The sequence below is a fragment of the Psychrobacter sp. S1-30-MNA-CIBAN-0213 genome (assembly GCF_040309845.1).
Taxonomy (GTDB): domain Bacteria; phylum Pseudomonadota; class Gammaproteobacteria; order Pseudomonadales; family Moraxellaceae; genus Psychrobacter.
Map to the genome: position 1 here is coordinate 327374 of NZ_JBEOPE010000002.1, position 25942 is coordinate 353315.

Genomic DNA, 25942 nt, shown 5'->3' on the forward strand with positions numbered 1-25942 from the left:
TTATTGTCTGAAATCCGGTATGTTATCAATCACGTCTTGTACCAACTCAATCGGTGATGAGTATGAAGAATACGGCGTTAAACCGGACTCGAATAATCCATCATGGAACTCTAAGACTCTAAACGCTTTGTCATCTACTTCAACCTTTAAGATCTGTAAAATCTTTTGGCTTTTGTCAGAGTTTGGCAGTTTAGAAAAGGTAATTTTCCGTCCTTTATACTCTATGGATTTGGGATACTTCTCGTCTGGGGTATGTTTGTTGTTCTCATTCATCTTAATTTCTCCATTAGCCAGATATTTATTACGATTATTTGGTTTAGCCTTACATTGCGGCAGACATCACAACTGAAAGTCAGCAGCACGAGCAGATGTAGAAATGATTACCAAACACACAAAATAAATGTACTAATGCTTGGAAATTATCCATCACATCAATGGTTTATCACCTTTATCTATACACAGTCTGATTTGAGTTGTCAAACCCATGAGATTCCATCTATAGAGATTTTGATTAGCATCCTGACGATAAAATCCATCCATATTTGATTTGATGTTTTTTAGAATTTGCAACAGAAAAAGAGGGTCGAACACCTAATGCCCAGCCTTCAAATGGTTATAAGAGTTGCATTAATATCTTAAGAAGTATTGTTAGTTAAGCTAAACTCGACTTAATTTTTTGATATATTCATAATTACAAATATACTCAATAACTAAATTTTAGTTAATAGGATTTCTTATAATTCTTTTTAAATGTAATTTTTAGAAGTGCTTACAAATATAAAGTGAAAATCTAATAGTAGATTAATGTTGTTTGAGTTGAAATATGATGATTAGAATGAGTCAAGGCTACATTCATATGTAATGGATTATATGTCGATGGATTGATTAGATACTTGCTCATTGGCACTACGTTAATTGGCACTATACTAATTGGCACTATGCTAGATGAAAAGAGGTTTACAATGAAAAATACACTGATTGAAAAGTAAGAATCATCTAACTCTTAATACTAAGCTATAAAAGCTAAGTCATAAAAAGCCAAAGAGACGATCTATGTCGTCCCTTTGGCTTTTTATATATCATTAACGACGCTATCAGCGTCATAATTGAGTGCACTTATATTAAAATTTTCAGATTACACGGCTGTACCACTTACAGCCGTGTCGTTAAACATTGACGCTTATTGACCAATGTCACTATGGAATACTATCCGTATCATACGAGTATCCCATAGCTTGATGATCTAGCGTCTCAGATACCAGCGTACTCAAACCAAAAAGCTCATCGCTTAAGCGGTGTCTATTGAGATTATTACTTGCCGTGTCATTGGGTGCATAGGGCACTGTTGGATGTAGCGCCTGCCAATCAGCCCATATTTTATCCACAAAGCAATGATGCAGAAAGAAGATCGGATCATTGGGTGACGTGCCAGGCATCATAGAGCCAGCTACCCATTCATGTACGAGGTTATGCATATTGGAGGGCGGAGGTGTTTTTCCGTTGACAGGCAGACGTCCTTCGTTCGCACCGCGATAACCTACACTGGCTTGATTAAAAGCAGCGCTGTCATAAGTGGAGATCTGCTGGATTGCGTCAATGTCCGCTTGAGTGGGCAAATTCGGAGTACTACTGCCAAAATCTCGAACCAATCCGCCGTCAGGTAGTCCAAAATAATTAATGATAACCCAGCTATTCTCTATGTCTGCTGCATCATAAGCAAATGGGCCATTTTGAACCACTCTATTCGCGCCAGATCCATTGCCGCCCATAAGATCATTCGCCCAGACAGCCGCATTCATAGGATCTGCTGCATCTGTTGCCCAGTCCCAATACGGCAAAGTTACCCCAGGTACCAATCTGGCCAAGTCCATCTCAAATCGACGTAGAAACGCACGATGCCATGGCAAAAACGATGGACCGCGATGCGCCGCATTGCGGTTCATGAAATCCCCTCCCCAACCTCCTGGTGTTGCCGTATACATAGCGATATGGTGGTCAAGTACGTACTTGTCATAGGTGTTGGTTATATTAGGATATCTAGTACGTACGTGTGCTGGATCGTTTGGATTGTTAACGTACACGTACTCTTCGGCCTTCATGAGCTTAATCGCGGTAATGAGATCTGCCTTTTCCTCTGTCGTCAGATCATTCACGCTTTTTCTAGTGGTGTTGACAGCCACAGTATTGGCAGACAGACTAATGTGCCACGTCTGCCCTGTTTGCACACTGGTAATTTCTGCTTCTCTCGTAACTGGATCAGTGTCACTGGTAGCCGTGTAAGAAAACCAAACCTGCGCCGTATTCGTATTGTCTCTATTAACGACGACCCTATCGCCGTTAGGAGTTCCGAACCCCGTGCCTGTCGGGCCGGCTGTGATAGTGAATATCAAATCTCTACAAAAACTGTTATCAGGAGTTGGGGTGCTAATGTTAAAAGTTACAGCCTGCACAGCGGTGCTACCCACAGGGGTGTCGTTAAATACTAACGTCGTGTTGACCGGAGTCACTATAGGCGGCGTATCCGTATCATATGAGTACCCCATAGCATGGTGATCCAACGTTGCAGATATCAGCGTACCCAAACCAACAAGCTCGTCATTCAAGCGGTGACCGTTAAGATTATTGCTTGCCGTGTTGCCCGGTACATAAGGTACTGTTGGATGCAGCGCTTGCCAATCAGCCCACAATTTATCCACAAAGCAATGATGCAGAAAAAACACCGGGTCATTGGGCGACGTGCCAAGCATCATAGAGCCAGCTATCCATTCATGTACGAGAGCATGGGTATTACTAGGCGGAGGTGTTTTTCCATTGACAGGTATGCGTCCTTCGTTCGCGCCGCGATAACCCACGCTACTAGTATCAAAATTACCGCTATCATATGTGGAAATCTGCTGTATTTCGTCAATGTCCGCTTGAGTGGGCAAGTTCGGAGTGTTACGGCGCGAGCCAAAATTCCGAACCAATCCGCCGTCCGGTAGTCCAAGATAATTAATAATAACCCAACTGTTATCCGGATCTGCATCATCATAAGCAAATGGACCACTTCGAACCACTCTACTCGCGCCAGATCCGTTACCGCCCATAAGGTCATTCGTCCAGACCACCGCATTAATAGGGTCCGCCGCATCTGACGCCCAGTCCCAATATGGCAAAGTCACCCCGGGCACCAATCTGTCCAAGTCCAGCTCGAAACGGCGTATAAACTCACGTTGCCATGGCAAAAACGCTGGACCACGGTACACTGCATTGCGAGTCAAAAAACCATTCCCCCACCCTCCTGGGGTCCCTGTATACATAGCGATATGATGGTCGAGTACATACTTGTCATAGGTGTTGGTTATATTAGGATATCTGGCACGTACGTGTGGTTCATCGTTTGGGTTGTCGACGTACACGTACTCCTCGGCCTTCATAAGTTTAATAGCGGTGATGAAAGCTGCCTTTTCCTCTGTCGTCAGAGCATTCACATTTTTTCTACAAGTCATGAGTGACAATTCCTTTATAAGATGCTTGGAATTAGATGCTTGAAGCAAAGGTCCAGGCAGTGTGAATTTGGATAAACTGTATTTTTAAGAGAGTTTATTTTTTAAATTCTGTTATGTAGTCAATCACGTCTTGTGCCAACTCAACCGGCGATGAGTACGAAGAATACGGCAGTAAACCGGACTCAAATATTCCTTCATTTAACTCTACGACTTCAAATGCTTTGTTATCAATTTCAACCTTTAATTTCCGTAAGTGCTTTTGGCTTTTATCGATGCGTTTCTCGACTTCAAGTGCCGCCTTGTCCTTTAGGTCAGAGCTTGGTAAGTCAGAGCCTGGCAGATCAGAAAACTTAATTTTCCGTCCTTTATATTCTGTGGATTTGGGATACTTCTTGTCTGAGGTAGGTTTGTTATTCTCAATCATTTCAATTTCTCCATTTAGATGTTTAGTACAATTGTTTTTTTACACATTGCAAAAGCATGGATCATTGGTTCACTGCCGAATAAATCCGACACTGGATTTAAAATTATTATTATAAGCTCAGTTGACTAAAATACTTTTGTCAGACGCATGAGGAACAATTATTACAATCTGATAAATATATCCGCATATATGGATATATTTAGATGAAAATTAGCAACGGCATACATAAATTATCTATAACAGTAACCTTCTTGCAAAGACGACGCAAGCTGAATTTTTCGATATAAGCTATAACTAAAAACATTTAGTTAATAAATACATATCAATATTTCACCATCTTTTATTACATAATCTGCCAATATAATCCTCTAATAAGATAAAAAACAACAAAATCATTTTCGAGAAAACATACTGAATATAACAAGAGAGAAGTTTTTGACAAGTATTAAGTTATAAAAAAAATAATCTTATAAATCAATATTTTATACAAATTAATCAAGCACAAAAAAACCCCAAGTAAATGAATACTTGGGGCAAAACTTGGATAAACTCGAGAGTCTAAATTCGTTTTAAATATGGCGCAGCGGACGGGACTCGAACCCGCGACCCCCGGCGTGACAGGCCGGTATTCTAACCAACTGAACTACCGCTGCTTAGGTCGTATTAGCATTTAACCTTTCTACAGGTCCACTTGCTAATAAGTGGTGGGTGATGACGGATTCGAACCGCCGACATTCTGCGTGTAAGGCAGACGCTCTACCAACTGAGCTAATCACCCTGAGCGAGGAATAAATGAAGCACTGCTTCATCCGAGCGCAAGAGAATTTTCGTATCTGAAAATTCTATAAAACTCGTTTCCTATATCTTACTACAAGAGAAAATTCTTTAAATAGAATTTTCTAAAGCTTTTATTAACTAAAGTAGTCACGCTCTAGTTAATATCGAAATACCTTAACGATAATTTCTAACAACTCAGAACTTATTAATTAAAGCCCCTTGCTGTGGGTGTGTATTATATAGATTTACAACTGCCTGTCAAATACTATTTGACCTTTTATTCCATATTTTTTGCATTATTACTTAATAATTCGACAAGCAATTGTTTTAATTAGCTTTATATTTTTAGCAATATAAAGCTATTTTAGTTATTCAAACTATTTAGCGGCTACTAATGCACGCTCGATATCAGCTTTCATTGATTCAGGCTTGGTCGTTGGTCCATAGCGATCGATTACCTGTCCATTATGACCGATTAAAAACTTAGTAAAGTTCCATTTGATACCATCTGTGAGTACCCCACCCTTTTGTTCTTTAAGCCATTCAAAGATAGGATGAGCATGGTCACCATTGACATCTATCTTGGCCATCATAGGAAAGGTCACGCCATAGTTCTTTTGACAGAACGCACCAATTTCGTCATTAGTGCCTGGATCTTGACTACCAAATTGATTACAAGGAAAACCGATGATCATTAACCCCTGATCTTTATACTGCTGGTAAAGTGCTTCTAAACCCTCAAATTGAGGCGTAAAGCCACATTTGCTGGCAGTATTAACCAGCAGCAGCACTTTACCTTGGTAGTCAGAAAACGCTTGCTGCGTACCATCTACACGCTCAGCCGTAAAATCATAAATAGTGCTCATCAGCTATCCTTGTTTTAATCACTTACTTGAATGGTGCAAAATGTAGTCGTCTTAACAGTACTTATTCTACTTGTCTGCTTCGTCCAAATCGATAGCAACTGAGTTGATGCAATAGCGCATGCCTGTCGTTTCACTTGGCCCATCTGGGAATACGTGACCTAAATGTGCACCGCAGTTGCTACATGTGACTTCTGTACGAGTCATGCCCAATGAATTATCAACATGCTCTTCAATAGCACTGTTATCGATCCCTTGATCGAAACTTGGCCAACCGCAGCTAGCATCAAACTTGCTCGCAGAGTCAAACAAATTAGCACCGCAGCCTTTACAACGATAGATACCTTTATCCTCAGTATCATTGTAAACGCCAGTAAATGGACGTTCTGTACCCTTCTCGCGCATTACGTGATATTCATCGGCGCTCAGGCGTTCTTTCCAGTCAGCTTCAGTTAACTGGCTGATCTCTTCTTTGCTAAGTTGATTGTCTTGCATGGTCTATCCTTAATTTGAGTATTTATTATCTAGTCTGCCAATTATTATCTAGCCTGTTAATAAAGTACTATTGCGAACACTTTAAGAGACTAATCTAACGTTCTTTATCTGTTGGTTATAAGCCAGTTATTCAAGGCAAGTATCTAAAACCCGCTGCCCGTATTTGTTAATGAATGTATGTAGTACTCAGCATAGTAGATAAATAAGATATAGCAATTCACCATGATTACACAATAAATCCTTCTCTACATTTACCAAATCTACACGTAAAAATGCGAGCTGTGAGGTAAACACTAATAAGCTAGTTAAAACTTTAATAACATCATGATTATAAAGAATATAACAACACTATGTGACGATTAGAACCTGTGTCATTTCCAGTTTATTTAATGCAGATTACTAATTTCTATGTTAGCTATGATGATATTTATAATCTTATTGAAACTACCATTACATTCTCACTTAACTTAATGCAAGAATAACTTGCATTATCAATTGTTAAAAAACTTGCATCCATGTAAATAATGCAATAATATCTTGCAATAGACACAGTGAAAATATAATTCCATACCAATTAAAATCTTAATTTATTAAAAACACCTAATTAGAGTCATTAAAACAGCTCTAACAAAATAGAAGGCTGGGACGATTATGAGTGATACTAAGGACAAGCTGACACAAGCCGAACGTTTAGTACAGTTGCGTCGAGATAAGGGTCTTACTGCTGAGCAATTGGCTCAAGCGATGACTGAAGCTGGTGCAAAAGTTAGTCGCGGCGCGATCTCCAATTGGGAGCGTGGCACTAACGGTATCGTCTCATCCAAACTGCCAACTCTCGCACGTATCTTGGGATGTAGCGAAGGTTACTTACTTCGTGGCGACCTAAAGAATGACGACAAGAATCAAGACGCTATTAACAACGATAGACCAGCTAGCCCATCAGATACTCAAGCCAGTCATCATTCATCTTATAATTCACAAGAAAAAACTGTCAGTAAGGAAGCTAGCAGCGCAATACAATCAACAGACCAGCAAGCAGACTCAAAAAATAAAATAACTACAGGTAGTAATACTATGACATCACTAAAAAAATCTACTAAATTACAAAACGTTTGCTACGACATCCGTGGGCCATTGCTACAAACAGCGACTAAGATGGAAGCAGAAGGTCAGCGTATTTTAAAGCTAAACATTGGTAACCCTGCTCCCTTCGGACTTAGCGCACCGCACGAAATCTTGCGCGACGTAGCAATGAACTTGCCTGAAGCCACTGGATATTCAGACTCGCAAGGTATTTTTTCGGCACGTAAAGCTGTACTGCAATATTATCAATCAAAAGGCCTGCTATCTGCCGTAGACGTGCGTGATGTCTATTTAGGTAATGGCGTTTCTGAGCTGATCGTCATGACTATGCAGGCGTTGATGAATGATGGTGATGAGGTTTTGATTCCGATGCCAGATTATCCATTATGGACAGCAGCAACCAATCTCGCTGGCGGTACAGCAGTGCATTATCGCTGTAATGAAGAAGACAACTGGCATCCTGATATTGAAGATATCAAATCAAAGATTACTAGCAAGACCAAAGGCATTGTCGTCATCAATCCTAATAACCCTACGGGTGCGCTTTATTCAGATGAAGTCCTCAAACAAATCATTGAAGTTGCCATTGAGCATGACTTGGTCATTATGGCAGATGAGATTTATGATCGCGTGCTTTATGACGACATGGTGCATACGCCAATGAGTACCTTGTCTGATGAGGTTCTTATTTTATCGTATAACGGACTATCTAAATCGCATCGGATTGCAGGCTTTCGCGCTGGCTGGATGATGGTTTCTGGTAAAAAACAACATGCCAGCGATTTTATTGAAGGCTTGGACATGCTTGCGTCCATGCGCCTATGCTCAAACGTCACAGGACAGTATGCAATTCAGACCGCGATGGGTGGCTATCAAAGTATGAAAGAATTAACTTCAGAAAAAGGACGTTTACATAAGCAACGCGAAATGGCTGTTTCACGTCTTAATGCTATCAAAGGCATTTCTTGCACCATGCCTCAAGGCGCATTTTACTGCTTTCCAAAGATGGATCCTGCCGTTTATCCTATAGAGGATGACATGCAGTTTATGATGGAGCTGCTACTAGAGGAAAAAGTATTAATGGTGCAAGGTACTGGCTTTAACTGGGATGCACCTGATCATTTCCGCGTGGTGTTCTTGCCCAACCTGCATGATTTAGAAGACGCTATGGATCGCTTAGATCGCTTCTTTGCCAAAAAACGCCAGCAATTCGGTACTGCTTAAATCTAGGGTATGTCATCATCTAGATCGTGAGGCTTAAAATGACTAATTGATGTCACGCTCTAAATACTCAGCTTTAACTTGAATACAAAAAAACGCTTATCTGCAAAATACGGATAAGCGTTTTTTATTGTGTTTACCTAACTCATAAAGTCTGATTTACCAACTTTACAACCTTAGCATTAAAAAATGTTGACCAATACGATATAACTGATTGCAGACATTGAAGCCGCTGCAGGAAGAGTAACGATCCAAGCCAGACCAATCGGCTTCATGAGTTTCCAGTTGGTATCTCTATTAACAATACCAATACCCAGTACCGCACCTACTAAGGTATGGGTGCTCGATACTGGCAGACCCATCGTCGATGCACCCATAACCACAGCAGCGGCAGCCAATTCAGCTGAGAAACCAGAAGCAGGATGCATTTTTGCCAAATTTGTACCCACTGTTTGGATAACTTCTTTACCAATGAACCAAAGACCAACAATAAGTGCCACACCAAAGGTCAGCATCACAGCAGGTGGTACCGCAGCTTCTGTAGAAATGCTATTAGTACGAATCACATCCATGATCGCTGCAAATGGACCGACAGCGTTAGCGATATCATTTGAACCATGACTAAATGCAAAGGCTGATGCGGTAAAGACCTGCATCCAGCTAAACATAATAAACGTCGCTTTGGTCAAGTCTTCTTTATGTTTACCACGGATACTCTTGGTATAGATAAAGGTCGCGAGCCACACCAACGCCGCTATCATCCCCATGATTAAAAAACCCTGCAGGGTCGTCAAGCCGTTATTGACGTTTTTCAAGCCTTTAAAGACGACTAGAGAAGTCATTACTGCGCCACCTGCAGCGGCAATAATAGGTACCCATTGTTTGAGTGCTTTTAGCGTGTCAAGGTTACTGCGCTCGTTTTCAATTTCATAAAGCCGTTTATAATAATCGGTTTCTAATTCTTCAACGATACAATCATCATCTTTGTAGATTTCTTGGTCACGTAACATCGCTGAAGTATAAGCGAGTTGCTCTGACTCTGTTAGAGCGTCTAAAAACTCTTTATGATTTTGCTTTAAGGTTTTTTTATTGCCTTTGAGTGTCGCAATGTGTGCCTCTGTTTTATCATTATATTCAATGATGTTTTTCTTAATCCGTCCATATAGGAGGTAGGACAGAACACCACCTAGTAGCGGCGACAATACCCAAGAGATAGCAATAGTTCCAACGGTTCCCCAATCTACCGTTGATAGCGCCATCTCAGTACCGCCCAGAGTGATGCCAAGGACAATGGAACTACCAACAACCCCACCGATAATGGAGTGCGTCGTTGAAACTGGTAAGCCTTTACGCGTAGCAAACAACAGCCAAAATGCAGCAGCAATCAAAGCTGAAAGCATGACATAGATGAACTGATTGGGCGTGACACTCAGACCATCTAAATCTACAATTCCGCTTCGAATAGTATCGGTCACTTCACCACCAGCCAGTACTGCCCCCGACACTTCAAATATCGCTGCCACACATAACGCTTGCGGGATAGTCAAGGTGCCAGAACCTACTGAGGTACCAAAAGAGTTGGCGACATCATTACCACCGATATTGAATGCCATGAAGACACCAAAAGCCGTCGCAACAATGAATAGCGTCGTCTGTTGACGCAGGGTGTAATCGAATCCCCACCATAAAAAATAGCTGGTCATCGCAATCAGTAAAATAGCAAAAAATAGATTGATTCTCATATTGCCAACTGGTTTGGTCGGCTCTGTAGAACTGCTGCTAATACCCATAAATTAATACGCCTTGCGTAAGCTGATTGAAAATACTTGCGATTGATAACATTGCAACGCATAACACTATCTATGTCAGAGGAGGATTAAAATCATGACATCATATGCGCGACATGGTTCTTTTGAATACTGTTTTGAAGCACTGCTTTAAGTACTTTTTTAGAAATTTATTGGCTTGTAGATTTTTATCGATTTTTTGTCATTATATTGACTTTTTCACGTTATAAACGTGCGATAGAAATTAGAGCGTCTAACATACTACTAAGCCGCAAGGTATAACGCTAAATCATTTGATTAAAGCATCTTGCGGCTTAAATATTCACTCATGATAGCTATGTTCATGATACTGTCAATTTTAACAACTTAATTATTGCTATTAAATAAGGCTAATAACCCATTTGTAATATAACTTTGCGCTGAAATTAGCAGATTGCTTATTCAGCCATTGCGAGCACGTGCCTATTATATTAAATAATTGAACATAATGCATAATGATACTATAAGATTTGTAACTGAAGATATCTGCATCAGCTGTCTTTATACTGCTTACTTTTTCTTAGGCTAAATAAGAGTATATAGAATCTTCAGTTATTGTTGGCCCTATTATCAATATTCACGGTGAATTGTCAAAGAAAACATATAAAGTATTAATATCAAGACGTTCTAAACCCAATCTCTTTTCAGTTGCTTTGTAATAATGCTATCGTACTTAATGTAATATCTATGAGCGGGATTTTAGTTGTGCAATAGCATGGTCTAGTACCTCTAAACGTGCACGACGCTTTTCGTTAGTTGCAATTACGCACCACGGTGTATCGATTGTATCAGTACGTGCCAGCATATCAGCCGCTGCTTGCACATAGTCTGGCCATTTATCACGGTTGCGCCAATCATCATCAGTTAGTTTAAATTGCTTATGCGGGGTCTCGCGGCGATCTTCAAAACGTTTTAACTGCTCTTTTTTATCGATAGCAAGCCAGTACTTTATAACAATCGTTCCTGCTGCTGTTAGATCTGCTTCAAAACGATTAATTTCATCATAGGCGCGCTGCCAAACTGCCTCGTCTGTTAACGCCTCGACACGCTCCACCAATACTCGTCCATACCAAGTACGATCAAAGATAGCGATACGGCTTATACGATCAGTCTGCTCATTTGGCAGACTCGTCCAAAATCGCCACAAATATGGGTGCTGCAACTCATATAACATCGGTGCGCCAATATTATAAACTTGGTACTCACGTGGATCGAGTGGTGCGACAAGCCGTTTAATAGCACCGCCCTTGCCAGCAGCATCCATTCCTTCAAAGGCAAATACCACATGACGACCCTTGCGTGCACGTAGTAACTCTGCAAGCTTGGCCTGCTTCTTCGCAAGTTGCTTATTATAATCTGACTTATCTACATCTGGAGCATCAATCTCTATAAGCTTCTCAGGTATCTTTACAGGTACAAAATTCCTAGATTCAGGGTTTTTAGATGCAAAGTTCTGATTGCTGTTATCGCTATCGTTATTAATGTTATTAGTGTTGTTTTCGCTAGCATTAGTGGCTTTATCAGCCATTCCATCGGTAATTTCGTCAGTAGCCTTGTCATCATCTGCAGGAACGCTACTCGCAAGCGCCATCTGCATAGCTTGCAATACTTCATGACAAAAGTCAGTCGCGGCCTGCGACTTATCACTACCATCAATAATGACCCAGTCATCTTGTTGCCTTAATAACGCCACTGCAACATGATTAAACTGCGCTAATATCTCGGTATCACTCCAATCAATTTGATATAAAAACTGTGGATCGGCCTCTTTATCCTTTAAACGTGCCTGCAAGGTATCCACATCAATATGAAACCAGCACTTCAGTATCTTGGTTTGGTTCGCCGCTAGATCACGCTCAAATATCTGCAACTTAATCAGCTGCTGCTGCAAATAATCTTGCCATTTAGCAATAGGTAGCATTTGATGTTTATCTGAATCATTGTAGTTAATAGCTTTATGCTTAGAGCACTTATCTTTGGAATGTTTACCTTTATTACGCGTTGATTTTTTAATATCCTCATCCTGAATGGCTACGGTTGCCATATGCATCACGTTATATAGCAGGTCAGCATACCAGTTGCCAAAATAAACCATGACATCACCATGACGCGGCATGGCCTTTGTATGAGCTTGCCAAATAGGTTGGTATTTGAGAGGCGGGTGACCAATCGTTGCTTCTACTTTTAATAATCGCGGATCGACCCACTGGCGCAATTGCTTGACAGCAGTGCCCTTGCCTGCCTGCTCCATCCCATTGACCAGCACCAGAAGCCCGGTTGGTTTATTGACGGTTGGCGGCGTTTGTTGTCGGGTCGCTCGCAAGGCGTATTGTGCAGTCACCAATGCCAACCTAAGCGCATCCTTATCCATCGAAAACTGACTCAGGGGATTGAGAGTCAAACGCTGATCTATCACTTGCTTGCTCATTTGATTGTTTACCGTTTTTAGCTTCTGATCTTTAGATTGCTCTTTATGCTGAACAGGATCTTGTTTATTATTAGACATATCTTAATTCCATTTTATTTTTATAAGCGCTTTTATTAATTATTACTGTTTAATAATAATAGCATCCGTTTGAGCAGGAAATAACAGTGCTATGTAACAGTTTGACATTTGTATTCTGTGTTAATTTCTTTTAAGGTAATATATTACGTTAGCGATGCTATTTACGACTATTTATAACTTTAAAATAAAAGCCATTTCCATTTAGAAAATACACATTTACCTATACAGGACGGATTGCTATGTCTGCTTTATCTGAATTACAACAGCATTTAACGCGCTACTGGGCATTACCTTATCACGATGATGAAGCATTACATGCTAAGCTTAATGACGTACAAGCATGGCAACGCGCGCGTATTCAACGCACCCATTCAGAGCTATTTGAGCAGCCAAACAACAAGCCGATGGCAAGCTATTTTCTCACCAAACTATATGGGGGTGAGGAGTTCAAGCTATTGGCCAAACAACTAGAGCGTATTCTTCCAAAAGCGAAAAAGCTTGAGCGACTTGCCAAAGAGTCCGTATTAGAGACTGGTACTATGGCGGTACAGGCAGCTATTTTGGCGATTGAGCTGGATATGCACTTGGCGCAATGGTTGCTAGAGCAAGATCTACCAGTCAATGAAGAGAATATGCTTAAAGCTTACCGCGCTGTTAATGAAGCAGATGAACGCCGTGTTCAGATTAACAATCTTAAAGAAGTCTGTTACCGTACCGACAAATATCTCAACTCATTTATGTTACGTAAGGCTTTTTCTTTTGCTAAAGGCACGGCATATAGTCGTGGCTATCAGCCATTATACGACTTTATCGATGCAGGTTTTACAGCGATGAAACCTCTCAAAAGTGTGGCTAGTTTTATTGAACCATTCTGCGAGCGCGAACTGAAAATTATCGATCAAGTTCACAATACTGATAGTGACGGCAACGTTGACGTATTTGCTGTATCATAGGCTAAAATAGGCACTGAATTGGGCATTTTGCGCGCACAATATTGGTCAATAACTATTGATCATTTAAGTGCTAGCAAAATGCTTTTACATTTGGAAAGATAATAATTATTATTAAATAATTGTCACTACCAAATAGACATAAAAATAAGCCACAGGATAATTCTATGACCGACACCTTAAAAAAGACCAATCACAAGTTCACTACAAACGGCCATATCCAAGATAAATTAGTCAAAGATAGTATTGCTCATACTAAAAACATTAGCTCGAAGGCTCAAGCTCGTCAGAACCCTACTCACAATACATCGATTAATAATTCAGTATCAAATAGTACAGTCACAGCAAATACCAATAATAGCGACTTCACGCAAGTACAAGATTTACCGACAGGAACGCCGCAAGGTCAGCAAACTACTATGCCAAACAATAATGAAATGAGTAAAACTTCAGCGCAGTCCTCAAATACACAAGCGGCAAAGCAAGCTGCCTTTAACCAACGTGATGATATTAATAACCCACATACACCTGATACCGATGGTGCAGAAGAGACTCACTTCGGTTATAAAACTGTTAATAAAGCTGAAAAACAAGCGCGCGTGGCTGACGTGTTCACTTCGGTTGCCAAAAAATACGACATCATGAACGATTTGATGTCTTTTGGTATTCATCGTCTTTGGAAGCGCTTTGCCATTAGCTTGTCTGGCGTACGTGCTGGTCAGCATGTACTCGATATTGCTGGTGGTACTGGTGATTTGGCCAAAGTCTTTAGCCGCGAAGTCGGTCGTAATGGTCATGTGGTCTTATCAGATATCAACGCAGCCATGCTTGAAGTTGGTCGTGAGCGCTTGATTAACGCTGGTTGCAACAACGTTGACTTCGTCCTTGCCAATGCCGAAACGCTTGCTCCATTCGAAGATGAGAGCTTTGATTTATTGACGATCAGCTTCGGTCTACGCAATGTCACCGATAAAGATGCGGCATTACGTTCAATGTACCGTGTACTAAAGCCAGGCGGTCGTTTATTAATTTTAGAGTTCTCAAAGCCTATCTTTGAGCCGTTATCTAAAGCTTATGATTTGTACTCTTTTACTGCCTTACCACTTATGGGCAAACTTGTGGCCAACGATGCTGAAAGCTATCAGTACTTAGCAGAGTCGATTCGCATGCATCCTGATCAGCAAACCTTAAAGCAGATGATGGAACAAGCTGGCTTTGAAAATTGTGATTACCATAATTTAACGGCCGGTATTGTTGCTGTGCATAGAGGTTTTAAGGCATAGCAAATGCTGTTCAATAGAACTCAACACTAAAACCAGTGCTGACAATGCTGCAACATGACTATAATCATTTTGAATATGTGAGAGTATTATGCTAACGGTATTACTTTTGGCAAGTGCCGAAAAGCTCATTAATATGGCTATTGCTAGCGATGAGATTACTCAAGCTGGTCTTGTACCGCTTGCTGGTAAAGTGCTGCGGTTAAATATGGTGATGCCTAAGATACAATTAGATATTCTATTCAACCATGAGCATCTGCGTTTTGAACCTATTACTGCTAATAGTGTGTTTGAACCACGTGGACAAAGCGTTGGCAGAAATTCTGACGAGCGTCAGCAAGCAGATATACATATGGGGCGTATTGGTCATAGTAGCCCAGACTGCACTATCAACGTTGAAAATCCTGCACAACTACTCAACTTGATGCGCGGCGCTGAAGGCAATCTGCCCATTGATGGCGACTACAAGGTTTTGATGCAGCTCAAACAACTGGTTGCTGGATTTGATCCTGATATCGCCGGTCAGCTCGAGCCTTTCATTGGCAAACCAATGGCCAGCCAGTTACAGCTACTTATATCTCATCTTAAAGGCAGCTTTCGCCATACTGCCAAGCGTGCCTTTGATGATGTAAGTGATTGGGCAAATGATGTGGCGGGCAATAGCGCCCCTGACCCTGCTGAAAAAGCAGAAGCAGATAGTCTTAAGCAGCAAATCCTTAAGCTGCGTGCTGATGTCGAGCGCGAAGAGGCACGGCTAGCAGCGATTAAAGCTGAACAAGCACGCTTAACCAATAGATGAGCATGATTTATCTTGCCTCATTTATCCATCTGTATCCTTATCTAGCCTTATTATTTAGAGTAACTATCACCCATGCTATTATCTCATCGCGCCCGTTTACTTGAGCTTTGGCGTATCGCTGCAAGCTACCGCATAGATACTCATTTTACCGTTGAAGAGTCTCCGCAATTACAGCCTCTTGTGCGCTTAATTCGTATGCATCCAGCTGCTTGGGGCAAAAAGCACCAGCCAAATGCGGTGAAATATGCGCTAGAGGATATGGGTACGCTATTTTTAAAACTCGGTCAGCTCCTCTCTACTCGTCGCGATTTAGTGCCACCTGAAATTATCGAACAACTTGTTCAATTGCAAGATAAAGTAAAACCCTTTGACGCTGATACTGCCATCGCTCAAATTCAAGATACAAAACATGGTCTTGGTCAGTCTATTGAGGCGCTATTTGCGCGCTTTGATGTCAAGCCCTTAGCTGCTGCCTCCATTGCTCAAGTGCATACCGCTGCACTGACAGATGGCCGTGAAGTCGTGGTAAAGGTCGTCCGCCCTGATATCCGCACTACTATCATTTCAGACTTTGAGCTGCTGCGTGAACTTGCTAATTGGGCATCGGCACGAATTGAAGCGGCACGTGCGATACATATCATCGATATCGTTGAAGACTATCGGCAAGTCATGCTCAACGAGCTGGATTTAACTTTAGAGGCAGATAATACCACCCAAATGCGTAACAACTTTTTGGGTTCTGCATTGATGTATGTGCCTGAGGTCTATGACGCGGCCAAAAACGTCATGGTCATGGAGCGCATTCAAGGCGTACCGATCTCACAAATTCATATATTTGATCAGCTAGGCTATGATCGAGCAGCATTAGCAGAAAAAGGCCTCACGATATTTTTCACCCAAGTCTTTCGTGATAACTTCTTTCATGCCGATATGCATCCGGGTAATGTATTCGTAGAGACCCCGCCTGTTAAGACGCTAGACAGTCATACGCAAGCGGTCAATCTCGGCCATGAGCCCCGCTATATTGGTCTTGATTGCGCCATCATGGGCACCTTATCAAAAGATGACCAACTGATTGTAGCGCGCATGCTGTTAGCAGTGATGAACAACAACTTCACTGCTATGGTTGATATCGTCAGCCGTGCTGGATGGATCCCACCGAATACTGATAAACATACCTTGATGCGTGACATGAAGCGCACCGTTGGCCCGATGCTGCAAAAGTCTATCAATGAGATCGATTTTGCTGGCGTCTTGATGCAAATTTTAGATATTGCCCGTCGCCATCATATGAGTATTCCTCCTCAGCTTATGCTACTTTTGAAAACATTGGTACATGTTGAAGGCCTTGGTCGTGATTTATATCCAGATTTGGATATTTGGTCACTGGCTAAGCCTATCCTGAGCAGCTGGATTAAAGAACAGCTTGACCCTATGCGCAATTTCCAACAGCTCCGCGCCCAGCTACCAGAGATTTTATTATCCAGTACTGATATTCCAAAACTACTAGATCAAGGTCTGCAAAGTCTAGCTTCACAAGGCTCACGTCAAGACAGTCAGTTACGTGAGATTCAGCAGATACGCGCAGATATGCTCAATGATCGCCGCCGTGACTGGTTAGCATTAGCAGGATTTGGGCTATTTATCGCCATTGCAACGCAAGTAGTCGGCTGGTTGTCACCTGTCTTTTATATTTTGGCAATGCTAGCAGTTGTTTGGCGCATCCTAGCTTAAAGCTATGCATCTTAGCTTAGAGCTATTAAAAAAATATTCTCGTATACAACCATAGCTCATTAGACGTATGCTTATAGCATGAGTATGCGGTTACTCAGCTATTGAGCATTCGTCTCAGCTTATTTGCTTAGCTGGCTTGCTTGCTTAGCTGATTTTAATATCTCTTATTCAAAACCTTATTTAATTCAATCTGCTCTATTGATAGGGATTATCTATGCCCCACTCTCAAGTTAATACCACACCGACTAAACCGGATCACAGCGCGGCTATTGCTGAGCTACAAGCTCAGTTTGGTGAGCAGCTCAGTGTCAATCTGACTGTACGTGAACAACATGGACATACGATGACATGGCTTGCTAACCAGCCACCAGATGCTGTGTTAACTGCTCATGATAAACATGACGTTGCTAAAGCGGTAGCGATTTGCAATCAACATAAAATGCCAGTGATTGCTTTTGGTATTGGCTCTTCACTTGAGGGACAATTAAACGCCCCTTATGGTGGACTCTCTATCGATATGCATGCGCTGGATGCTATTTTGCAAGTCAATAATGAAGATTTGACCGTTACCGTACAGCCTGGGGTCACGCGTGAGCAGCTGAATCATTATTTACGTGATACAGGCTTATTCTTCCCTATAGACCCAGGTGCCAATGCTAGTATTGGTGGTATGGTTGCGACCCGCGCCTCAGGCACTAACGCAGTACGCTATGGCACGATGAAAGATGTAGTGCTCGCGCTTGAAGTCGTTACGGCGACCGGAGAGATTGTTCGAACAGGCACGCGTGCTAAAAAGTCTGCCGCAGGTTATGACTTGACACGCTTGATGATAGGCTCTGAAGGTACGCTTGGTATCGTCACTGAAGTCACGCTCAAACTGTTTGGGCTTAGTGAAAGTATCGGTAGCGGACTCTGTCATTTTCCAACGATTGAAGACGCCTGTCAGGCCGTGATGCTCACCATCCAGATGTGCCTGCCTATCGCGCGGATTGAATTACTTGATGCCTTGCAGATAAAAGCCTGTAATCAGTACGCAAACCTTGATTTACTTGAGACGCCAACGTTATTTATAGAGTTTCATGGTACTGAAGCGGGCGTACGCGAACAGGCACAAACTTTTAACGATATTATTGAAGAGTTCGGTGGTACGGACTTTGTCTGGGATACCAATGAAGCTGAGCGTAAACGTCTGTGGCAAGCGCGGCATAATGCTTATCATGCCAGCTCAGCTCTACGCCCAGAAGCCAAAGCTCTGTCTACTGATGCTTGTGTCCCTATTTCACGCTTAGCTGAATGCGTCAGCGCCACCGCAAAAGATATAGAAGACGCTGGAATGATTGGCCCTATGGTCGGTCATGTCGGCGATGGCAATTTCCATGTCTTATTACTGGTTAATGCCGATGATCCAGTAGAGGTTGCAAAGGCTGAAGATATCATCGGACGTCTAGCCACGCGCGCTATCGAGATGGATGGCACCTGCACTGGTGAGCATGGAATCGGGCAAGGTAAGCAGAAATATATGGATCAAGAACACGGCAACGCCATACCGCTAATGCAAGCCATAAAATCCGCTCTTGATCCCAATAACATCCTGAATCCCGGTAAAATATGGCCTCAACCTTTAATAGTAGAAACACAAGAAGTAGTAGAAGCATAAATAAACTAGGACAAAAAAATGCGCCTACTTTAAATCGATAAAGTAGGCGCATTTTTAACTGAGCAAGCCAAATTAACTATATTACATCTAATTAATCATTACATCTGATCAATCGCCATTTGCGTTAATACGCGACCACGCGCTGTGCGTAATACATAGCCTTGCTGAATCAAATATGGCTCAATCACATCTTCAAGTGTGCCACGATCTTCGGCCATCGCTGCAGCTATCGCTTCAACGCCAGCTGGACCACCATCAAAACGTTCATGCAAGATTTCAATATAACGTCTATCAAGATGATCTAGGCCGCGTCTATCGACTGCCAGCATATCAAGTGCACTGGCAGCAATCATCCCATCTATACTGCCATCCCCTCTAACTTCAGCATAGTCACGGACTCGGCGTAGCAAACGGTTAGCAATCCTTGGTGTACCTCGAGCCCGGCGAGCAATCTCGATAGCGCCATCTCCACTCATTGGCACTCGCATTAGACGCGCTGCTCTCGTAACAATGGTCGTCAAATCAGCAATATTATAAAACTCAAGACGCTGAACGATACCGAAGCGATCCCGTAATGGCGAGGTCAATAATCCTGCTCGTGTGGTTGCCGCAACCAAAGTAAACGGTGGCAGATCAAGCTTGATAGAGCGTGCTGCAGGCCCTTCGCCAATCATAATATCGAGCTGAAAATCTTCCATTGCTGGATAAAGTATCTCTTCGATGACCGAACTCAAACGGTGAATTTCATCGATAAATAACACATCACCCGCTTCTAAATTGGTCAGCATGGCCGCCAAATCACCTGGACGCTCAAGCACAGGCCCTGATGTTGAACGCAGATTACCGCCCATTTCGCGAGCAATAATATTGGCAAGCGTAGTCTTACCCAAACCGGGTGGACCAAAAATTAAAGTGTGATCCAGCGCCTCATCACGACCTCGCGCTGCACCAATAAAGACTTCCATCTGCTCACGCACGACCGGCTGACCAATATATTCAGACAGCAATGCAGGGCGAATATTGCTATCCGGAGCATCATCTGCTCCTTGTAGCGGATTAATTAAGCGGTCTTGCATCATAGGTTTTATCATTATATTAAGAAAATAAACAGCATAACCAAACCTAGCGGATAAGTCATGCAAAACGTCTTAAACTAAGCATTAAAACAAAAATAAGCGACAACTAGTGTCGCTTACTTAAAAGTGTTTATAGATTAATTATAATAATATCAAATCTGAACAAATTAACTTAGAAACCAGATAATTGCTGCAGGGTCGCCTTTAATAAGCCTTGCGTGTCAGCAAAAACATCACCATTACTTTTAGCAGCTTTAATCGCTTGCTGAGCTTCTTTTTCTTTATACCCCAAGCTTATCAATGCGCCTTCCACTTCGGCAATGATACTGCCTTCGTGAGATACAGCAACTGGCTGAATAGCAAACTCTAAATTACTATTATCGACTTCGATATTTTTCAGCTTATCTTTAAGCTCAATTAATAAGCGTTGTGCTGTTTTTTTGCCGATACCCGGTATACGAGTAAGTGCTGCCTCCGAGTCCTGCTCGACATGCATTTTTAACTCAGCCGCTGACATAGCAGATAGCATCGCTAGCGCCATTTTAGCACCAACACCATTAATTTTAATGAGTTGCCGAAAGACATCACGCTCTTTACGATCTATAAACCCGTACAGCAGCTGAGCATCTTCACGCACATGAAAATGCGTCCAAATACTTGCTTGCTGCTCTACCTGCAGCTGACAAAATGATGGCAATGGTAGCTCAATATCATAACCTACACCGGAGGTGGTCATGATACAAGCTGTTGGTGCCATTAAATATTGTACCTGTCCAGTAATCAGTCCAATCATAATCCATCACCTGTCATTAACAATCGAATAAGCGACTTTCGCTCAAAAGGCATTATTCTAAACAGTATTCCTAATGCCCTTTAAACGAAGCCTAAGCCAAACTATTTATTAGGTTCGCTTACTGATAAAAATCAACCATGCCTTCAAGGCTAATCGGACGAATCTTATGCGCTTGTCCAGCAGAACCGAAGGCTTCAAAGCGATTGGTACAGATATCTGACATCGCCACCATAGAAGCTTTGAAATATTTACGTGGATCAAACTCGCTAGGATTCTCTGCTAAAAATTGACGGATAGCACCAGTCGATGCCAAACGTAAATCAGTATCGATATTTACCTTACGTACACCATGCTTGATCGCTTCAACGATTTGCTCAACTGGCACGCCGTAGGTTTCGCCAATATCACCGCCGTGCTCATTGATTACTTTTAACCATTCTTGGGGTACTGATGAAGAACCATGCATGACAAGATGCGTATTAGGAATACGCGCGTGAATCTCTTTCACCCGCTCAATAGATAAGATATCGCCTGTTGGTGGACGCGTGAATTTATAAGCACCATGACTGGTACCAATCGCAATCGCCAAAGCATCGACATTGGTGTCTTTTACGAACTGCTCAGCTTCGTCAGCACTGGTCAGCAGCTGCTCATGATCGAGAATTCCCTCTGCACCAGAACCGTCTTCTTCACCAGCCATACCTGTCTCGAGACTGCCCAGGCAACCAATTTCCCCTTCTACAGACACACCACAAGCATGTGCAAGTTTGACTACTTCGCGCGTAACGCTAGCATTATAGTCATAGTCCATTGGCGTTTTACCATCTTCACCTAAAGAGCCGTCCATCATTACTGATGAAAATCCAAGCTGGATTGAGCGTTGGCAAATAGCTGGTGACATACCATGATCTTGGTGCATGACAACTGGGATATGTGGCCATTCTTCAATAGCAGCAATAATTAAATGACGTAGAAAAGCTGACCCTGCATAACTGCGTGCACCGGCACTGGCTTGTACAATGACAGGTGAATCACAAGCATCCGCCGCCATCATAATCGCTCGCATCTGCTCTAAGTTATTTACGTTAAATGCGGGAACACCATAGTTGTGCTCAGCAGCATGATCTAAAAGTTGACGTAACGAAATTAAGGCCATAAAACGCTCTCTGGTTGGTTTTTAAAAAATGATACTATTATTGAATACTGTCAAAAACATCATGCTACTAAAAGCATGTGCAGGTCACAAAATAGATTTAGCTTCGAAAAGTGAATGTCGACTTAATGGTTATTTAGCATTAAACATAGACTTTGCGTATAGATAATGACAACTATGTATAGCAATCAAAATCATAGCGGGGTGATTATAGCAAAATTTACCTACATCTCGTAGCGGTTGCATTAGTATTTATCTGTCTGGCAGGTTCTATAAGCAGTTAACGTCCACGCTAAGCTACTGTGCAAGATACAATTAAAATAGCAAACGCAAAAAAGCCCTGATTATTATCAAGGCTTTTTAATATTCTGGAGGCTTATAAAGCAATTACTAGTTTAATGGCTTACCTATCAATGAATAAACTAGCTGCTAATTTGCTTAGTATTGCTGCTCTGCATCAACAGCAATATCGTTCGCGCCATCAGCAACAGCGTTAGCACCATCAGCTACAGCTGAAGCAGTACCTTCAACAGCTTTGTTAGTACCTTCAGCAATAGCATCACCAGTATTTTCTAGCGCATTTGTAGCGGCAGCACCAGCAGTTTCAGCACTCTCAGCAACTTCAGTACCAGCTTCTTGAGCAGCAACTTCAGCTTCTTGAGCAGCAGCTTCAGTTTGAGCTGCAGCTTCTTCAGTGTTAGCAGCGGCATCATCGCCAGCAGACTCAACAGCAGCTTCGGTTTGGTCTTCAGTTTGTTGGCTACATGCAGTGACTGCAAAAGTACCAGCAAGTACGCTAGCAAGTAACAAATGACGTTTTAACATAATAAACCTCTTGTAAATGGTGCATGTCAGAATACATGATTGCGCTATTTTATAGATAGCAAATAAGACATGCAATAACAATTTTCAGTATATTAACAAATAATAACTGCTTAATAATAATCCTCAATCGTCAGCGCTGCATACTAATTGGTATACCTCAAGCTGACAATATCCCTACAGCCTACCCTAAATGTTGAATTTCATTTGTACGCGTAATGTTACTATTGTTGTTACTTATATTAATAATTAGTTATTAACCTGTAATAATCCTGTTACTTTTCAGAACTGTTGTTTTGTTCGAATAACTATTTTAGTTCTTTAATCTGTAATGCAGCTACCGCAGGCAAAACTTTACCTTCGACAAATTCTAAAAATGCACCACCGCCTGTAGACATGTAGCTTACGCCATCAGCAACTTGGTATTTATCAATTGCAGCTAGAGTATCACCACCGCCAGCTATCGAAAACCCGTTACTATCTTGTACTGCTGTTGCCAAAATTTCAGTACCAGCACCAAAAGCATCCACTTCAAACACTCCAACTGGACCGTTCCAAAGGATAGTTTTAGCATCAATAATAGCCTTGGCTAATTGTTTAGCACTTTGCGGCGCAATGTCCAATATCATATCATCGGCACCAATATTATCTACCGCTTTAACAGTAGCTTTCGCTTGTTGCAATGAGCCTACAAAGTCATCAAAATCAATATCGTTTTTATCAGCGACGACTACAAATTCAGGCAGCAGAATATCAGTCTTGGTCATAATTTGACGAGCAGTATCGACCAAGTCAGCTTCATGTAGCGATGCACCTACACTATGACCTTGTGCGGCTAAGAAAGTATTGGCAATACCTCCACCAACGATGATTTGGGTACAAACTTCTGCTAAGCTATGAAGAACTTCAAGTTTAGTAGATACTTTTGAGCCACCAACAATCGCTAACATCGGTTGTGCTGGAGTCTCAAGGGCTAGACTCAATGCATCGAGTTCAGCTGCGAGCAATGGTCCAGCGCACACAGTCTTACCTGCTTGGCGCATTGCTTTAGTCACCCCTTCAGTGGAGGCTTGTGCACGGTGAGCAGTACCAAATGCGTCCATCACAAACACGTCACACAAGCTTGCATAAGCTTCTGCCAGCACAGCATCATTCTTTTTTTCACCTTTATTAAAACGGACATTTTCCAATAAAACCACTTCACCAGCTTTAATAGAGACGCCTTCACCAAGATAATTATTATTAAGCATTACAGGCTTTTTTATCTGCCCAGCCAGCTTGTCTGTCAAGTAATCAGCAACTGGAGCGAGAGAATACTTGGACTCAGGCTCACCTTCTGTTGGACGTCCTAGATGTGAGCATACAATTACTGCCGCCCCTTTATCTAACGCCATTTTGATAGTTGGCATGCTGGCCTGCAGACGTGCATCGCTTGTCACTTTACCATCTTTGATAGGAACATTTAGGTCTTCACGAATCAATACTACTTTGTCCGTTAACGTCAGCTCACTCATACGTAAAAAATTCATTACCGCTCCTAGGCTATATGGATTATTTTGTCTATCGTTTTATGAAGTTAAATTAACCGCCAATATCATATGAGCCGTAGTTTATACAATAGAGCTTGCTCATTCTAGGCAAGAAACAAGTATTACAGTAAATTTTTAGTAAAAATCTCAGATGCATAATATTTGGCGCCTGCTATTCAGGATACCATCATAATTTAGAGACATTTTTTAGAAGCCCATTAACATTTCGTGGTGGCACTTAGTAACGGTTCATTTTACTATAAAGCACTATCTGACTTTCGATCACTTGATAAATGATAACCCGATAGAAAATAACAATAACCCATTAGGAGATTATAATGAGCATTGACTTTGATGTTGCCAAACAAAATTTACTAAAATTAAAAGAAGAGTATGAAACTCGCATTGATAAAATAGAAGATCATATTCAGCATCCACAAGATGATTTGAACGAACACTGGGATGATCAGGCAATATCATATCGTCAAAATGATATGCGTAAAAATTTAATGGTTGAAGCACGGCAAAGTCTTGTTTATGTCGAGAATGCCCTGAGTCGTATCGAAAACGGTACTTATGGTGAATGTGAGGTGTGCGGTGAACCAATAGAAGAAAAGCGCTTAGAAGCCTTGCCTTACGCTACCTTATGTATGGATCATGCTGTGTAAAACTTTTCTCCATACACTATAAATCATCAATCTTATGGGCAGGTATTTACCAATCGGTAAGCGCCTGCTGCCACTCTTGACAGCGCTGCGCAATTGAATCTACTGGCAAGTCTAAAATGTCACCAACTACCGCAATATAAGCGATGGGTAACCCTTTTAGTTGAACAATATTTTCGACTGTCAAACCACCAATGACACAAAGTTCAATGTCGTTATGAATAATCTGTTGGCAGCCATCTATAAGCTGTTGACGAGAGATAGTATCGGCATGAGGTTTAGTAGATGATGCAAATATAGCACCCATTGCCGCATAAGTTGCGCCTGCAGACCTTGCTTCTTCTACTAACGCTACATCTCCATGACAAGTGCGGCCAATAATCTGATTAGACTCCAATTGTCGTTTAGCCTCACTAATAGCACCATCTTGTTGTCCAAGATGCACCCCTACTCCAAGCTTGATTGCTAAAGCGATATCATCATTTATAACTACTGGTACTTCGTATAGATTTGCTAGTGCTACTATCTTTAGCGCCTCGTCATATAACTTTTTTTGACCATGAGTCTGAGCCAATACTTGCTTGCGTCTGATTTGTAGCAACCCTATTACGCCTGTCGCTAGAGCTACCTCTAACTTAGCATAAAGCAAATCAAATTCATCATCATTAGTAAGCAGATACAGCATAGGCGCTGCTCGCTCTGAAGTTACAGCTGATTGTTCAGTCATAAATCATCCTTAAGATTAATTAAGCCAAAAAAAAGACTGTTATATTAAATAACAGCCTCTTTTGTCTACAAACT

Annotated in this window: 20 protein-coding genes and 2 tRNA genes; 7 read left to right on the forward strand and 15 right to left on the reverse strand. The window is 41.7% G+C overall.

From position 1 onward, the window contains the following. The 7 genes from AAEY87_RS03160 to msrB form a co-directional block, all read right to left on the reverse strand. A complete protein-coding gene (locus tag AAEY87_RS03160; protein ID WP_350655924.1) occupies nt 1–273 on the reverse strand; it encodes a hypothetical protein in 273 nt (90 codons plus the stop codon). A gap of 923 nt (nt 274–1196) precedes the next feature. Next, nucleotides 1197–3488, reverse strand: coding sequence for a tyrosinase family protein (locus tag AAEY87_RS03165; protein WP_350655925.1), 2292 nt, complete (start codon nt 3486–3488; stop codon nt 1197–1199). A 94-nt stretch (nt 3489–3582) separates the two neighbouring features. After that, a complete protein-coding gene (locus AAEY87_RS03170) occupies nt 3583–3912 on the reverse strand; it encodes a hypothetical protein (RefSeq protein ID WP_350655926.1) in 330 nt (109 codons plus the stop codon). A gap of 576 nt (nt 3913–4488) precedes the next feature. After that, nucleotides 4489–4565: transfer RNA gene (locus AAEY87_RS03175), tRNA-Asp, on the reverse strand. Between the two features lie 49 nt (nt 4566–4614). Next, nucleotides 4615–4690: transfer RNA gene (locus tag AAEY87_RS03180), tRNA-Val, on the reverse strand. Nucleotides 4691–5066: 376 nt separating this feature from the next. Then, nucleotides 5067–5555 (reverse strand): glutathione peroxidase, encoded by a 489-nt coding sequence (locus tag AAEY87_RS03185; RefSeq protein WP_350655927.1) that lies wholly within the window; start codon nt 5553–5555, stop codon nt 5067–5069. 66 nt (nt 5556–5621) lie between these two features. Then, a complete protein-coding gene (msrB, locus tag AAEY87_RS03190) occupies nt 5622–6047 on the reverse strand; it encodes a peptide-methionine (R)-S-oxide reductase MsrB (protein ID WP_068326416.1) in 426 nt (141 codons plus the stop codon). Between the two features lie 651 nt (nt 6048–6698). Here msrB and AAEY87_RS03195 point away from each other — a divergent pair. Beyond that, the gene (locus AAEY87_RS03195) at nt 6699–8354 is read left to right on the forward strand and encodes an aminotransferase class I/II-fold pyridoxal phosphate-dependent enzyme (RefSeq protein WP_350655928.1); all 1656 of its coding nucleotides are present in this window, start codon (nt 6699–6701) and stop codon (nt 8352–8354) included. Between the two features lie 179 nt (nt 8355–8533). On the opposite strand, the gene AAEY87_RS03200 is transcribed toward AAEY87_RS03195, so the two are convergent. Together AAEY87_RS03200 and AAEY87_RS03205 are read right to left on the reverse strand one after the other, a co-directional pair. Further along, nucleotides 8534–10141: an inorganic phosphate transporter gene (locus AAEY87_RS03200; protein ID WP_068034856.1), complete on the reverse strand. Its 1608-nt coding sequence runs from the start codon at nt 10139–10141 to the stop codon at nt 8534–8536. Nucleotides 10142–10862: 721 nt separating this feature from the next. After that, nucleotides 10863–12605: an ATPase gene (locus AAEY87_RS03205; RefSeq protein ID WP_350655973.1), complete on the reverse strand. Its 1743-nt coding sequence runs from the start codon at nt 12603–12605 to the stop codon at nt 10863–10865. Nucleotides 12606–12922: 317 nt separating this feature from the next. On the opposite strand from AAEY87_RS03205, the gene AAEY87_RS03210 reads away from it, so the two are divergent. The 5 genes from AAEY87_RS03210 to AAEY87_RS03230 all read left to right on the forward strand — a co-directional run bounded on the left by AAEY87_RS03210 (nt 12923) and on the right by AAEY87_RS03230 (nt 19103). Next, on the forward strand, nt 12923–13636 hold the full coding sequence (locus AAEY87_RS03210; RefSeq protein ID WP_068326409.1) for an FFLEELY motif protein: 714 nt from the start codon (nt 12923–12925) through the stop codon (nt 13634–13636). A gap of 164 nt (nt 13637–13800) precedes the next feature. Continuing rightward, nucleotides 13801–14916, forward strand: coding sequence for a bifunctional demethylmenaquinone methyltransferase/2-methoxy-6-polyprenyl-1,4-benzoquinol methylase UbiE (gene ubiE / locus AAEY87_RS03215; protein ID WP_350655929.1), 1116 nt, complete (start codon nt 13801–13803; stop codon nt 14914–14916). Nucleotides 14917–15004: 88 nt separating this feature from the next. Next, on the forward strand, nt 15005–15712 hold the full coding sequence (locus AAEY87_RS03220) for a ubiquinone biosynthesis accessory factor UbiJ (protein ID WP_350655930.1): 708 nt from the start codon (nt 15005–15007) through the stop codon (nt 15710–15712). A gap of 72 nt (nt 15713–15784) precedes the next feature. Beyond that, nucleotides 15785–17446: an ABC1 kinase family protein gene (locus AAEY87_RS03225; protein WP_350655931.1), complete on the forward strand. Its 1662-nt coding sequence runs from the start codon at nt 15785–15787 to the stop codon at nt 17444–17446. Between the two features lie 214 nt (nt 17447–17660). Then, a complete protein-coding gene (locus AAEY87_RS03230) occupies nt 17661–19103 on the forward strand; it encodes an FAD-binding oxidoreductase (protein ID WP_350655932.1) in 1443 nt (480 codons plus the stop codon). A 98-nt stretch (nt 19104–19201) separates the two neighbouring features. Here AAEY87_RS03230 and ruvB read toward each other — a convergent pair whose 3' ends face one another. The 5 genes from ruvB to AAEY87_RS03255 form a co-directional block, all read right to left on the reverse strand. Next, on the reverse strand, nt 19202–20179 hold the full coding sequence (ruvB, locus tag AAEY87_RS03235; protein ID WP_068039014.1) for a Holliday junction branch migration DNA helicase RuvB: 978 nt from the start codon (nt 20177–20179) through the stop codon (nt 19202–19204). A 172-nt stretch (nt 20180–20351) separates the two neighbouring features. Further along, nucleotides 20352–20972: a Holliday junction branch migration protein RuvA gene (ruvA, locus tag AAEY87_RS03240; RefSeq protein ID WP_068034848.1), complete on the reverse strand. Its 621-nt coding sequence runs from the start codon at nt 20970–20972 to the stop codon at nt 20352–20354. Between the two features lie 118 nt (nt 20973–21090). Next, entirely contained in the window at nt 21091–22128 is a 1038-nt protein-coding gene (gene fba / locus AAEY87_RS03245) for a class II fructose-bisphosphate aldolase (RefSeq protein ID WP_350655933.1), read from the reverse strand. A gap of 435 nt (nt 22129–22563) precedes the next feature. Beyond that, on the reverse strand, nt 22564–22950 hold the full coding sequence (locus tag AAEY87_RS03250) for a hypothetical protein (RefSeq protein ID WP_350655934.1): 387 nt from the start codon (nt 22948–22950) through the stop codon (nt 22564–22566). Nucleotides 22951–23255: 305 nt separating this feature from the next. Then, complete coding sequence (locus AAEY87_RS03255; RefSeq protein ID WP_350655935.1) at nt 23256–24476, reverse strand: phosphoglycerate kinase; 1221 nt, start codon at nt 24474–24476, stop codon at nt 23256–23258. A 338-nt stretch (nt 24477–24814) separates the two neighbouring features. On the opposite strand from AAEY87_RS03255, the gene AAEY87_RS03260 reads away from it, so the two are divergent. After that, entirely contained in the window at nt 24815–25144 is a 330-nt protein-coding gene (locus AAEY87_RS03260; protein ID WP_350655936.1) for a TraR/DksA family transcriptional regulator, read from the forward strand. Nucleotides 25145–25190: 46 nt separating this feature from the next. Here AAEY87_RS03260 and AAEY87_RS03265 read toward each other — a convergent pair whose 3' ends face one another. Continuing rightward, nucleotides 25191–25868 (reverse strand): thiamine phosphate synthase, encoded by a 678-nt coding sequence (locus AAEY87_RS03265; protein WP_350655938.1) that lies wholly within the window; start codon nt 25866–25868, stop codon nt 25191–25193. Between the last annotated feature and the right edge of the window lie 74 nt (nt 25869–25942).

Coding starts and splice junctions, on each gene's coding strand:
- AAEY87_RS03205 (WP_350655973.1), bottom strand. CDS start 12,605: ATGAGCAAGCAAGTGATAGATCAGCGTTTGACTCTCAATCCCCTGAGT.
- ruvA (WP_068034848.1), bottom strand. CDS start 20,972: ATGATTGGACTGATTACTGGACAGGTACAATATTTAATGGCACCAACA.
- AAEY87_RS03210 (WP_068326409.1), top strand. CDS start 12,923: ATGTCTGCTTTATCTGAATTACAACAGCATTTAACGCGCTACTGGGCA.
- AAEY87_RS03260 (WP_350655936.1), top strand. CDS start 24,815: ATGAGCATTGACTTTGATGTTGCCAAACAAAATTTACTAAAATTAAAA.
- AAEY87_RS03250 (WP_350655934.1), bottom strand. CDS start 22,950: ATGTTAAAACGTCATTTGTTACTTGCTAGCGTACTTGCTGGTACTTTT.
- AAEY87_RS03195 (WP_350655928.1), top strand. CDS start 6,699: ATGAGTGATACTAAGGACAAGCTGACACAAGCCGAACGTTTAGTACAG.
- AAEY87_RS03160 (WP_350655924.1), bottom strand. CDS start 273: ATGAATGAGAACAACAAACATACCCCAGACGAGAAGTATCCCAAATCC.
- AAEY87_RS03265 (WP_350655938.1), bottom strand. CDS start 25,868: ATGACTGAACAATCAGCTGTAACTTCAGAGCGAGCAGCGCCTATGCTG.
- AAEY87_RS03185 (WP_350655927.1), bottom strand. CDS start 5,555: ATGAGCACTATTTATGATTTTACGGCTGAGCGTGTAGATGGTACGCAG.
- fba (WP_350655933.1), bottom strand. CDS start 22,128: ATGGCCTTAATTTCGTTACGTCAACTTTTAGATCATGCTGCTGAGCAC.
- msrB (WP_068326416.1), bottom strand. CDS start 6,047: ATGCAAGACAATCAACTTAGCAAAGAAGAGATCAGCCAGTTAACTGAA.
- AAEY87_RS03165 (WP_350655925.1), bottom strand. CDS start 3,488: ATGACTTGTAGAAAAAATGTGAATGCTCTGACGACAGAGGAAAAGGCA.
- ubiE (WP_350655929.1), top strand. CDS start 13,801: ATGACCGACACCTTAAAAAAGACCAATCACAAGTTCACTACAAACGGC.
- AAEY87_RS03200 (WP_068034856.1), bottom strand. CDS start 10,141: ATGGGTATTAGCAGCAGTTCTACAGAGCCGACCAAACCAGTTGGCAAT.
- AAEY87_RS03220 (WP_350655930.1), top strand. CDS start 15,005: ATGCTAACGGTATTACTTTTGGCAAGTGCCGAAAAGCTCATTAATATG.
- AAEY87_RS03225 (WP_350655931.1), top strand. CDS start 15,785: ATGCTATTATCTCATCGCGCCCGTTTACTTGAGCTTTGGCGTATCGCT.
- AAEY87_RS03170 (WP_350655926.1), bottom strand. CDS start 3,912: ATGATTGAGAATAACAAACCTACCTCAGACAAGAAGTATCCCAAATCC.
- AAEY87_RS03255 (WP_350655935.1), bottom strand. CDS start 24,476: ATGAATTTTTTACGTATGAGTGAGCTGACGTTAACGGACAAAGTAGTA.
- AAEY87_RS03230 (WP_350655932.1), top strand. CDS start 17,661: ATGCCCCACTCTCAAGTTAATACCACACCGACTAAACCGGATCACAGC.
- ruvB (WP_068039014.1), bottom strand. CDS start 20,179: ATGCAAGACCGCTTAATTAATCCGCTACAAGGAGCAGATGATGCTCCG.